Source organism: Streptomyces sp. NPDC054863 (assembly GCF_053610825.1).
The window spans coordinates 1-11,748 of sequence record NZ_JBSGZD010000253.1 but is presented as its reverse complement, the minus strand read 5'-3'; the positions used below and the strand labels follow the sequence as shown (position 1 = coordinate 11,748).

The window sequence follows — 11,748 nt, the reverse complement described above, 5'->3', positions numbered from 1 at the left end:
GTCTTTTATTTGTTTTTCCGCGCACTGTTTCTCCGCGCACTCCGGCTCCTGGCCCCGCTCGGGTACCGAACCTCAGAACTTGATGTTGTTCAGGGTGCTGGCAAGGGAGTTGAGGAATCGTTGTATGTCGTCCGCCATGCCGGTGGAGGCAAGGAAGAACCCGAAAAGCACCGCGACGACAGCGGGTCCCGCTTTGAGCGAGCCGCCTCGTATCAACACCACGAGGACGACTGCCAACAGCAGCACCACTGACAGTGAAATGGCCACAACTGATCACACCCTTGGTCGGTCCGCCTTGCCGGCCCGGGGACACACGGCCCAGTGCTTCCCCCGCTAGGCCATCGTGCCACCAACACCCCACCACTGACTGCCGGGTGATGCACTGTTCATGACGCGCGATGGCCGGATCGCGACGTGATCTTGGCTGTACTGCACCTGCTCGTACGCTGCCGGGCCGCGGCCGGGTCGTCGCGGAATCGCCGCACGGTCGTCCCGGCCGCGCGTGGCGGCGGCGCAGTGATGCGTGACGGATCGTCGCGGGCGCCACTAGGGTGCCTCAAATGCTCCAGTCTCCTCAGACGCAACAGAGGGCCCCGCTGCCTCCGCTGAAGGAACCGGTACCGGCGCTGCGGCCCGCCCGTTCATCGGCGAAGGCTCCCGCGCCCGCACCGGGCAAGGGAAGACGGGACGCCTACTTCGACAATGCGAAGTATTTGGCGATCGTTCTGGTCGCGGTGGGGCACTCGTGGCCACTGGTGCTCTCCGGGAGCCGGGCGACCGAAGCGCTCTACATGCTCGTGTACGTCTTCCACATGCCGGCCTTCATCCTGATCTCCGGCTATTTCTCGCGGACCTTCGACATGCGTCCGCACAAGCTGATGCGGCTCGTTTCGAGCGTGGTCGTGCCGTACGTGGTCTTCCAGACGGTGTACGCGCTGTTCTTTGCCGTCATGGAGGACGGGCCGGTGACGGCTCGGCTGCTGTCGCCGTACTTCCTGATGTGGTTCCTGGTCGCGCTGTTCGTGTGGCGGCTGCTGACGCCGCTGTTCATGGCGATCCGGTGGCCGGTGCAGATCTCGCTGCTGATCGCGACGGCCGCGGCGGTGACGCCGGGTGTGAGCGAGCAGTTGTCGGTGCAGCGGGTGCTGCAGTTCCTGCCGTTCTTCGTGCTGGGGCTGCGGCTGCGGCCCGAGCACTTCCGGCTGGTGCAGCGGTGGTCGGTGCGGTGGGCGGCGATCGGGGTGTTCGCGGCGTCGGCGGTGTTCCTGTACTGGGCGGTGCCGCGTACGCAGCTGGACTGGGTGTACCGCAACCACAGTGCGCAGGAGATGGACCAGCCGTGGTGGCTGGGGGTGCTGATGACGTACGCGATGTTCGGTGCGGCGCTGGTGCTGACCGCGTGCTTCCTGGCCTGGGTGCCCAGGCGGCGGATGTGGTTCACGGCGCTGGGCGCCGGCACGATCTGCGGGTACCTGCTGCACGGTTTCGTGATCAAGTACGCGGGCTACGCGGGGTGGGTGGAGCGGTTCCATCTGGACACGCCGCTGGGGCGGATCGTGGTCACGCTGGCCGCGGTGGCCCTGGTGACGGTGTTGTGCACGCCGCCGGTGCGACGGGCGCTGCGGGTGGTGGCGGAGCCGGATCTGTCGTGGGCGTTCCGGAAGGGTTCGTAGCCGGGCGTTCGTGGCCCGGTGGTCGTCGACGGGTACGCGTCGGCAGGTGGGCGGACAGAAGGGGCCGGGGTGCGCGGACGCACCCCGGCCCCTTCTGCGTACGCGGTCGCCGGACGGCCGGGCCACTTGCGACGTAAAACGTTCGGTAAACTAATTACTGACGGTTTCTTGACGCCGTCTTGACTTGTTTTCCTGCTGCGCAGTGCCCCACCACACACGAGGAGCGGCCCCATCGGACACGCAGACACCCTCATCGCCATGGGCGGCGCCTTTCTCGCCGCCGCCGTACTCGCCCGTCTCGGCGGCCGGATCGGCCTGCCGACCATCCCGCTGTTCATCCTGGCCGGGATCCTGCTCGGCCCGCACACTCCCGGTTTCGTACTCCTCAAGGACCCGCACGACCTGGAGATGCTCTCCGCGCTCGGCCTGGTCCTGCTGCTCTTCTACCTCGGTCTCGAATTCCATCTGGACGACCTCAAAGAGGGCGGGCGCAAGATGGCGCTCGCCGGCGGCGCGTACCTCGCGCTGAACGTCGGCGCGGGGCTCGGTTTCGGCTTCGCCCTCGGCTGGGGCACCTCCGAGGCGCTGGTGCTGGCCGGTGTGCTCGGCATCTCGTCGTCCGCGATCGTCACCAAGGTGCTGGTCGACCTGGGGCGGATCGGGAACGGCGAGACCAAGCCGATCCTCGGCATCATCGTCGTCGAGGACATCTTTCTCGCCCTGTACCTGGCCGCGCTCCAGCCGATCCTGTCCGGTGCGGACAGCCTCGCCGCCGCGTCCGTCGACGCGGGGAAGGCATTCGGGTTCCTGCTGCTGCTCGCCCTGGTGGCCCGGTTCGGCACGAAGGTCATCGGCAGGCTCATCGGCACCGAGGACAACGAGCTGCTCGTCATCTCCTTCCTCGGCGCCGCCGTCTTCGTGGCGGGCGTCTCCGAGTGGTTCGGGGTGGCGGACGCGATCGGTGCGTTCATGGTCGGTCTGATGCTCGGCAGCACCTCCTCGGGGCCGCGCATCATGAAGCTGGTCCATCCGCTGCGGGACGCGTTCGGTGCGATCTTCTTCTTCGCGTTCGGACTGTCCATCGACCCCGGCGACCTGCCCGTGGTGCTGTGGCCGGTACTGGCCGCCGTCGCGGTGACGCTGGTGATGAACGTGGTCGCGGGGGTGAGTGCCGCGAAGATCAACGGGTTCGGGGCGCAGAGTGCCGCGAACATCTCCACCACGCTGCTCGCCCGCGGCGAGTTCGCGCTGATCCTGGCGACGATGGCGGCGGGCGCCGGGCTGGACGAGCGTCTTTCGCCGTTCATCGCCGGGTACGTGCTGCTGCTGGCCGTGCTGGGGCCGCTGGCCGCCGGGCAGTCGCACCGGCTGGCGCGGATCCTGCCCGGCCGGGACAAGGACCTGCCGCCGGAACGCGTATCGCTGGAGAAGGAACCGTCGGCCGCACACTGACCGTCCGGCCTGCTGCTTTCGCTTGTCGCGCCCGCCGTCGCCTCTATGAGGTGGCGGCGGGCGCTGTCGTTGCGGAAGACGGCGGAAGACGGCGGAAGGCCTGTTCAGTTGCGGCAGAGCAGCAACAGGGCGCGGTCGTCGTTGACGTCCTTGGCGACGGCTTCGATGAGGTGCCAGGCGGCGCCCTCGAAGCCCGCCGCGACGTAGCGGTCGGCCTCTCCCGTGAGCCGGTCGACGCCTTCGCTGATGTCCCGCCCCGGTGCCTCCACCAGGCCGTCCGTGAAGAGCATCAGGACGTCGCCGGGGGCCAGTACGCCCTTGCCGGGGTCGAATTCGGCACCGTCGTAGACACCGAGGAGGGGGCCCTCGCCGGACTTCTCCTCCCACCGGCCGCTGCCCGCGTGCAGCTGGAGGGCGGGGAGGTGGCCGGCGGAGAGGAGTTCGTACTCGCCGGTCTCCAGGTCCAGGACCAGGTGGATGGAGGTGGCGAAGCCCTCGTCCCAGTCCTGGCGGAGGAGGTAGCCGTTGGCGGCCGGGAGGAAGTCGTGCGGCGGCAGCGAGCCGAGCAGGCCGCCGAACGCGCCGGACAGCAGGAGTGCGCGGGAGCCCGCGTCCATGCCCTTGCCGGAGACGTCGGTGAGGACGACTTCGAGGGTGCGTCCGCCGTTCGTACGGGCGGCCACGACGAAGTCGCCGGAGAAGGACTGGCCGCCCGCCGGGCGCAGCGCCATCTCGCGGTGCCAGCCCTTGGGGAGCGGTGGCAGCGCGCTCTGCACCCGGATGCGTTCGCGCAGGTCGAAGAGCATGGTGCCGCCGCGTCTCCACGGCACTCCGACCCGGGCCCTGAACTGGGCGATGACCAGCCCGAAGAAGCCGCAGGCGGCGACGGTGAGGACGGTGCCGGGGGTGACCCTGGCCGGGCCCTGGGTGTACGGGCCGAGGACGACCGACTCGATGATCAGTGCCGTCGCCGCGGCTGCGTACAGCCCCAGCAGGCTGACCGGGCGGAGCAGCAGTCCGCCCGCGACGATCGGCAGCACCAGCATCGAGGGGGCGATCCACACGGGTGTCACGACCGTGCCGAAGGCGATGGCCGGGACGGTGAGCAGGAGGGCGGCGAGCGCGATCCAGTCGGAGCCGTCGCCGCGGAAGTAGTCGACCCCGGAGCGGCGCAGCCCGTTGCGCACCCGGTGCACGGACTTCCGCCACCGGGCGGTGTACGAATCGACTCTCACGGCGCCGCCCATTGCCGTGGACCTTATCCACCCGCGCGGCTGCTTCGCAGGGGGACCCCCATGACATTGCGTTCGAAATGAGTGGCTTGTCATGCCGGGCCGCTGATAGGCATGGCATATGACTGCGGAACTGCGAGTGCTGACTCCGGCCGAGTGGGACACCTGGTACGCGACGCTGGAGCGGGCCTTCGGCGAGGAGGAGTTTGTCGGGGAGCGCATGCTGTGGCGCGACCTGACCGAGTTCGACCGTTCGGTGGGTGTCTGGGAGGGCGACTCGTGCGTGGGCACGGCGGGCGCCTTCAGCTTCCGGATGACGGTGCCCGGCGGGGCATCGCTGCCCGTCGCGGGCGTGACCATGGTGAGCGTGGCCGCCACGCACCGGCGGCGCGGCATCCTCACGGCGATGATGCGCCAACAACTGGACGACGTGCGGGCGCGCGGCGAGGCGGTCGCGGTCCTGACGGCGTCGGAGCCGGTGATCTACGGCCGGTTCGGGTACGGGGTCGGAACGTTCGAGATGCGGGGCCGGATCGACACCTCGCGGGTGCGGATCGCGGTACCGGAGGGTACGGACGACGTACGACTGCGGTACGCGCCGGTGACCGACGAGGCCGTACGGAAGACGTGCGAGGAGATCTACGCGCGAGCCGTGGAGACGCGGCCGGGGATGCTCGCACGGCAGCCGGGCTGGGAGCGGGTGCCCCTGCTGGACCCGGAGAAGAACCGCGACGGGGCCACCGCGCTGCAGTGCGTGCTCGCGTCGGACGCCGACGGCAGGGTGCTGGGCTTCGCGCGGTTCCGGGTGAAGCCCCAGTGGAGCGCGGCGGGGGCCGACGGGACCGTGGTCCTGGAGGACCTGGAGGCGGTCGGTCCGCGGGCCCCGCAGGCGTACGCGGCCCTCTGGCGCTTCCTCTGCGAGATCGACCTGACGTCGAGCCTGCTGGCGCGCAACCGGCCGTCCGACGACGCGTGGCTGCACCTGGTGACCGACATCCGGCGCAGCGCGGTGACGCTGCGGGACTCGCTGCACGTGCGGCTGGTGGACGTGGGTGCGGCGCTGGAGGCGCGTACCTACCGGTCGCCGGTGGACGTGGTGTTCGAGGTGCAGGACGCGTTCTGCCCGTGGAACGAGGGGCGCTGGCGGCTGACCGGCGACGCGAAGGGCGCGGTGTGCGCACGGACCGCGGACCCGGCCGATATCGCCCTGTCCGTACGGGAGTTGGGCGCGGTCTATCTGGGCGGTGTGCCGCTAGCCGGGCTTGCGGCGGCCGGGCGGGTGCGGGAGCTGCGCGAGGGGGCGGTGGCGGAGGCTTCGATGGCGTTCGGGTCGGACGTGGCGCCTTGGCTGGCGCACGGGTTCTGACGGGTTCTGACGGGTTCTAGCGGTCCGACGCCTGCCGGCTTCCTGTTCCCTGCTGGCAGGTGGGGCACCAGAAGAGGTTGCGGGCGGCGAGGTCGGCGGTGCGGATCTCGCTGTCGCAGAGGTGGCAGGGCATGGTCGCGCGGCGGTAGACGTACACCTCGCCGCCGTGGTCGTCCCGGCGGGGCGGGCGGCCCATGGCCTCGGGGGTGTGCTCGGGACGGACGGTGTCGATCCGGTTGAGCCGGACGCCCTCGCGCATCAGCTCGACGAGGTCCTGCCAGATCGCCGCCCACTGGGCCTCGGTGACGTCCCGTCCCGGGGTGTACGGGTCGATGCCGTGCCGGAAGAGGACTTCGGCGCGGTAGACGTTGCCGACGCCGGCGACGACCTTCTGGTCCATGAGGAGCGCGGCGATCGTGGTGCGGGACGCGGCGATACGGCGCCGGGCGCGGTCGGGGTCGGCGTCGGCCCTGAGCGGGTCGGGGCCGAGGCGGTCCTGCACGGCCCGCTTCTCGGCGTCGGTGACGAGGGTGCAGGTGGTGGGGCCGCGGAGGTCGGCGTAGGCGGTGGGGGTGGCGAGGCGGAGGCGGACGGTGTCCGCCTTGGGGGCGGTCCTGGCCGGTGCCGCCCCGGCCGCCGTGTTCTCGAACGAGACCTTGCCGAAGAGGCCCAGGTGGATGTGGACCCAGCCGAGGGGGCCGAAGCCGAGGAAGAGGTGCTTGCCGTGAGCTTCGGTGGTGGTGAGCGGGTGGGTGTCGAGGAGCGCGGCGGAGTCGGCGAACTTGCCCTGGGGGCTGGTGACTTGGAGTGGTTCGCCGGTGGTGAAGCGGGTGGAGTACTCGTGCGCGAGGCGGTGGATGGTGTGGCCTTCGGGCACGGGGGCCTCCGGGGGGGGGGGGGGGAGTCTTGGGGCGGGGCGATCGCGAGGGCGTGCGGTCGTGAGGGGTGCGCTCCGCGCGGGGGCCGCCCCCTTGCCCACCCGTCCCGCCCCCGGGGGGCGGCCCCGCTGCCCAAGGAGGCGGCGGTAGCCGCCAAGGGGCGCGGAGGCCAGAGGGCCAGGGGGCTCGGGGGCAGGCATTTAGGGGCGCGGGGAACTGCGCGATCAGCCACGACGCACCCGCAGGCGACCACCGACCCGGCGGCCAGCCATGGCGCACCCGCACGGCGACCACCGGCCCAGGGAGGCATGTCCCCCGGGCCGGTGGTCGGTGGGGTCAGTCCTGCTGCGGGTGGTGTGCCGGGATTTCCGGGAGCACGCCGGTGGTCTCGTACTCGGAGAGCATGTCGATGCGCCGCGTGTGCCGCGCCTCGTTCGAGTAGGGGGTCGAGAGGAAGATCTCGACGAACTTCACGGCCTCCGCCTCGGTGTGCATCCGGCCGCCGATGGAGATGACGTTCGCGTTGTTGTGCTCGCGGCCCAGGGCCGCGGTCTGCTCGCTCCAGGCGAGGGCGGCCCGTACGCCCTTGACCTTGTTCGCGGCGATCTGCTCCCCGTTGCCGGAGCCGCCGATCACGATGCCGAGCGAGTCCGGGTCCGCGGCCGTCTTCTCGGCGGCCCGGAGGCAGAACGGCGGGTAGTCGTCCTGGGCGTCGTAGATGTGGGGACCACAGTCGACGGGCTCGTGGCCGTGGGCCTTGAGCCACTCGACGAGGTGGTTCTTGAGTTCGTATCCGGCATGGTCGGAACCGAGGTACACGCGCATGTGACGAGTGTGGCATGCGCCGCACGGGGTAGGGCGCATCGGGGTAAGGACCTTGGTCCCTCGCGATTCGGGACGTGCAGACGTACATCCAGGGCTTTTGTCCGTACAACGATCCGGAATCAGGTCTTCCGGATCGTCCCGGGCTCAGCTTGAATGCGGGGGCTCACAGGGCGGCCGGCAGACCGGTCCACCTGCACCGAGCGTCATGACCCTGCGGCCCGACGACGTGCCCGAAGTAACGAATGAGGTTTGTGCATGAGTGCGCACCCGACCCAGACGGAGAAGCCGGACAGAAGCTCCGCGGCCGTCGGCCCCGTCGACAACGGCGGTCTCCAGGCCGGTCTCAAGAACCGCCATCTCTCCATGATCGCGATCGGCGGCGTCATCGGCGCGGGCCTGTTCGTCGGCTCCGGTGCGGGCATCGCCGCCGCCGGGCCCGCGATCCTGCTGTCGTACGCCCTGGTCGGCGCGATGGTGGTCTTCGTGATGCGGATGCTCGGCGAGATGGCTGCCGCACGGCCGTCGTCGGGTTCCTTCTCCGCCTACGCCGACCAGGCGCTCGGCCGCTGGGCCGGCTTCTCGATCGGCTGGCTCTACTGGTTCTTCTGGGTCGTGGTACTCGCCGTCGAGGCGACCGCGGGCGCGAAGATCCTGGAGGGCTGGATACCGGCGATACCGCAGTGGGGCTGGGCCCTGATCGTCATGCTCGTGCTGACGGCCACCAACCTCGCTTCGGTCTCGTCGTACGGCGAGTTCGAGTTCTGGTTCGCGGGGATCAAGGTCGTCGCGATCGGCGTGTTCGTGATCATCGGCCTGCTGGCGGTCTTCGGCGTCCTGCCCGGCTCGGACAACCCGGGGGCGGGATTCGCCCATCTCTCCGACACAGGGGGATTCTTCCCCAACGGGTACGGGGCGGTACTGACCGGCATCCTGATGGTCGTCTTCTCCTTCATGGGCTCCGAGATCGTCACGCTCGCCGCCGGTGAGTCGGAGGACCCGCAGCGTGCCGTCACCAAGGCCACCAACAGCGTCATCTGGCGCATCGGCATCTTCTACCTCGGCTCGATCTTCGTCGTGGTGACGCTGCTGCCGTGGAACGACAAGTCGATCGTCGCCAACGGCGGTTCGTACGTCGCGGCGCTGAACTCGATCGGCATCCCGCACGCCGGCCAGATCATGAACGTGATCGTTCTGACGGCCGTCCTGTCCTGCCTGAACTCGGGCCTCTACACCGCCTCCCGGATGGCCTTCTCGCTCGGCCAGCGCAAGGACGCGCCTGCCTCCTTCACCAAGGTGAGCAAGCGGGGCGTGCCGCAGATCGCGATCCTGTCGTCGGTCGTCTTCGGCTTCGTCGCCGTCTTCTTCAACTACATGTGGCCCGACACGGTCTTCCAGTTCCTGCTGAACTCCTCGGGCGCGGTCGCGCTCTTCGTCTGGCTGGTCATCTGCTTCACGCAGCTGCGGATGCGCGGCATCATCCTGCGCGAGGACCCGTCCAAGCTGGTCGTGCGGATGTGGCTCTTCCCGTACCTGACCTGGGCGACGATCGCGATGATCTCGTTCGTCCTGGTCTACATGCTGACCGATGACGCCGGGCGCACCCAGGTACTCCTCTCGCTGCTGGTCGCGGCGCTGGTGGTGTCCTTCGCGCTGATCCGCGAGGTCGTGCAGAAGAGGAACGGCACGCTTCCCCCGCGGGTCGCGGCGACTTCCCCGGCCGCCTCGGTGGACCCGGTGGATTCGGTGGATCCGGTTCGGTGAACCCGGTGAACCCGATGGCCCCGGTGGACTCGGTGGCCCCCGTGGACTCGGTGGCCCCCGTGGATCAGAGCGGTACGAAGGATTCCGTCACCCGGTCGTAATTGCGGAAGGCCTCGGCGCGGGCGGGCTTCTCGAACCAGACGTTGATCTGGTACGACTTCCCGCCCGCGTTGAAGCCGGTCTGGCGGCCCTGCCGGGGCTTGCCCTCCTGGGTGAAGGTGTACTCCCAGACGACGGCGGGCCGCCCCTGGAACGTCGTCCGCTCCAACCGGATCTTCTGGTAGTCCTGCACGTCGTGGGACTCCTTCTCGAAGTCCTCCCACTGTGTGAGCAGATCGCCGCCCCGTACGAGCGTGTACGCGGCGGCGATTTCCTGTGTGCCGTCGGGCGAGTGGTAGTGGATGTTCGACGGGCTGCGCGCGCTGCGCGTCCAGCCGGTGGGCGGCGCCCAGGAGAACCCGATCTCGTTCCGGCTCCCGGGTCGGATCCCGGAGGTGGGCGGCCTGGCGGTCCCGGCGACGGTGGGTGCGACGGACGGCCTGCCGCTGCTGCTGTTGCCACTGCTGTTGTTGTTCGGGCCGGGGTCGTCGTCGCGTCCCAGCAGGACGACGGTCACCGCGGCACCGGCCACCAGGACTGCGGCTCCGGCGGCGGCGAGGGCACGGGTGCGGCTGCGCCTGCGGTGAGAGGGCTGCCCGGGGGCCGGCCCGGTGGGCTCCTCCGGAGCCGGTGCCGGTGCCCTTGCTGGGAGCCCCGAAGCTGCCCAGGGGTGGAGGGGGACGTCTGTCGTGGGCTGCAGGAACGCGGGTTCCGGTTCGGCGGCGGACTCGGGAACCGATGCCGAGCCGGGCACGGGCGGCAGCCCGGGACCCACGGCCGACCCATCGGGCACACGCGCGGAACCGGGCGCGGATTCGGGTGCGGGGGCCGGGGCGGGATCGGGGCCGGGTCCCTGAGCGGGCCGGGGAGTCGCAGCCGGGGCGGGGACGGGCGTCGCCCCGGGCGCCGGGGCCGGGACGTCGGGCGAAGGCGCGGGCGTGGGCGCGGATTCAAGTGTCGGTACGGGCTCCGGTGCCGGTACGGACTCCGATTCCGGTTCCTGCTCCGGTTCCGGTTCCGGTTCGGGAGCGGACTCAGGAGCTGTCGCCGGGGCGGCCCCGGACAGCAGCCCGGGAGCCACGGCCGAGGCATCGGGAGAAGGCTCGGGATTCTCCTCGCCCGGCTGCGTGGCGGGAGGGGAAACGAAGGTGGGCCGATAGGCCCGCGGAACGACATCCTCGGGGGTTGCGGGCTCGGGTCCGATTGCGGTTCCGGAGCCCGGTCCGGCCTCGGGCTCGGGCCCGGATTCGCTTGCAGGTCCCGGTCCGCCCCAAGGTCCGGGGCCGGATCCGGTTCCAGGACCGGTGGCACGTCCCGGTCCTGGCCCTGGCCCCACTCCGGGTTCGGGTTCGGATTCGGATTCGGGTGCAGGTGCAGGTGCGACTCCGGGCCCGGGTACAGGGCCCGATGCAGGCCCGGGCCCGACTCCAGGACCGGTCGCGGGACCGGGTACAAGTCCCGATCCAGTTGCGGGCCCAGGACCGGGGCCCCCTCCGGGTTCGGATTCGGGTGCAGGTGCAGGTGCAGGTGCAGGTCCAACTCCGGGTCCGGGTACAGGACCCGATCCGGTTGCGGGCCCGGGCTCGGGACCCACTCCAGGTTCGGTTTCGGGTGCAGGTGCAGGTCCGGGTGCAGCGCCCGATCCGGTTGCGGGTCCCGGCTCGGGCCCAATTTCGGATGCAGGTCCGGTCGCAGGTCCGACTCCGACTCCAGGCTCAGGCTCGTGTCCAGGACCGGATCCGGTTGCAGGCCCGCCTCCGGGTCCAGGACCAGGTCCGGTCGCAGGCCCGCCTCCGGGTCCGGGTCCGGGTCCGGTCGCAAGTCCCGCTCCGACTCCCAGTTCGGGCCCCGGTTCGGGTTCGGTTCCAGCTCCGGGATCGGGTCCGACTCCGACTCCAGGTCCGGGTACTGGGCCGGATCCTGTTGCAGGTCCCAGTCCAGCCCCGGGCCCGCCTACGGGTTCAGGTCCGGGTCCGGTCGCAGGTCCCGCTCCGGCTCCCAGTCCGGGTTCGGGTCCGGGTCCGGGTCCGGGTTCGAGTCCGGCTCCGGGCTCGACCCCGGGTACAGGGCCGGCTCCGGGTACAGGCCCGGGCCCGGCTCCAGGGTCAGGGGCAGATCCCGGTACAAGGCCAAGTCCGGCTGCGGGGGCAGGCCCGGATCCGGGTTCAGGCCCGACTCCGAGGTCAGGCTCCGGCCCTGCTCCGGGCTCAGGCCCGGTCGCAAGTCCCCGTCCGACCCCCCGTCCGGGTTCGGCTCCGACACCGGGTTCAGGCCCGGCTCCGGGTGTGGGGCCGAGTGGAGGGCCCGATCCGGGGGCGGGGCCGGGCGGGGGGACTGATCCGGGTGTGGGGTCGGGTTTGTTCGTGGGTGGGGCAGGGGCTGGGGGTTCTGTGCCGGTAGGGGTTCCTTGCGTCGGCTCCGTCGTACCCGTGCCCGTGTTTCCTCGTGGCGTCGGCCTGTTG

The 11,748-nt window shown here is 70.6% G+C and carries 10 protein-coding genes; 4 read left to right on the top strand and 6 right to left on the bottom strand.

Annotated features, from left to right (window positions below):
• Positions 1-72: 72 nt before the first annotated feature.
• Positions 73-267 carry a hypothetical protein gene (locus ACWGIG_RS30665; protein ID WP_362410914.1) on the bottom strand — a complete coding sequence of 65 codons (195 nt, stop codon included), beginning with the start codon at positions 265-267 and terminating at the stop codon, positions 73-75.
• A gap of 293 nt (positions 268-560) precedes the next feature.
• Between ACWGIG_RS30665 and ACWGIG_RS30660 the strand changes: the two genes are divergently transcribed.
• Together ACWGIG_RS30660 and ACWGIG_RS30655 are read left to right on the top strand one after the other, a co-directional pair.
• Positions 561-1,673, top strand: a complete 1,113-nt coding sequence (locus ACWGIG_RS30660) for an acyltransferase family protein (RefSeq protein ID WP_453324942.1) — start codon at positions 561-563, stop codon at positions 1,671-1,673.
• A gap of 258 nt (positions 1,674-1,931) precedes the next feature.
• Positions 1,932-3,125, top strand: a complete 1,194-nt coding sequence (locus ACWGIG_RS30655; RefSeq protein WP_453324941.1) for a cation:proton antiporter — start codon at positions 1,932-1,934, stop codon at positions 3,123-3,125.
• Positions 3,126-3,229: 104 nt separating this feature from the next.
• Here the strand turns inward: ACWGIG_RS30655 and ACWGIG_RS30650 are convergent, their stop codons facing one another.
• The gene (locus tag ACWGIG_RS30650; RefSeq protein ID WP_453324940.1) at positions 3,230-4,360 is read right to left on the bottom strand and encodes a PP2C family protein-serine/threonine phosphatase; all 1,131 of its coding nucleotides are present in this window, start codon (positions 4,358-4,360) and stop codon (positions 3,230-3,232) included.
• 118 nt (positions 4,361-4,478) lie between these two features.
• On the opposite strand from ACWGIG_RS30650, the gene ACWGIG_RS30645 reads away from it, so the two are divergent.
• Positions 4,479-5,723: a GNAT family N-acetyltransferase gene (locus tag ACWGIG_RS30645; RefSeq protein WP_453324939.1), complete on the top strand. Its 1,245-nt coding sequence runs from the start codon at positions 4,479-4,481 to the stop codon at positions 5,721-5,723.
• A gap of 16 nt (positions 5,724-5,739) precedes the next feature.
• Here ACWGIG_RS30645 and ACWGIG_RS30640 read toward each other — a convergent pair whose 3' ends face one another.
• Positions 5,740-6,600, bottom strand: a complete 861-nt coding sequence (locus ACWGIG_RS30640) for an Fpg/Nei family DNA glycosylase (RefSeq protein ID WP_453324938.1) — start codon at positions 6,598-6,600, stop codon at positions 5,740-5,742.
• 337 nt (positions 6,601-6,937) lie between these two features.
• Positions 6,938-7,426, bottom strand: coding sequence for a ribose-5-phosphate isomerase (locus tag ACWGIG_RS30635; RefSeq protein WP_453324937.1), 489 nt, complete (start codon positions 7,424-7,426; stop codon positions 6,938-6,940).
• Between the two features lie 255 nt (positions 7,427-7,681).
• Here ACWGIG_RS30635 and ACWGIG_RS30630 point away from each other — a divergent pair, with 255 nt between their 5' ends.
• Entirely contained in the window at positions 7,682-9,187 is a 1,506-nt protein-coding gene (locus ACWGIG_RS30630; RefSeq protein WP_453324936.1) for an amino acid permease, read from the top strand.
• Positions 9,188-9,251: 64 nt separating this feature from the next.
• On the opposite strand, the gene ACWGIG_RS30625 is transcribed toward ACWGIG_RS30630, so the two are convergent.
• Positions 9,252-9,818, bottom strand: coding sequence for a hypothetical protein (locus tag ACWGIG_RS30625; RefSeq protein ID WP_453324935.1), 567 nt, complete (start codon positions 9,816-9,818; stop codon positions 9,252-9,254).
• Between the two features lie 1,421 nt (positions 9,819-11,239).
• Complete coding sequence (locus ACWGIG_RS30620; RefSeq protein ID WP_453324934.1) at positions 11,240-11,509, bottom strand: hypothetical protein; 270 nt, start codon at positions 11,507-11,509, stop codon at positions 11,240-11,242.
• Positions 11,510-11,748: the final 239 nt, after the last annotated feature.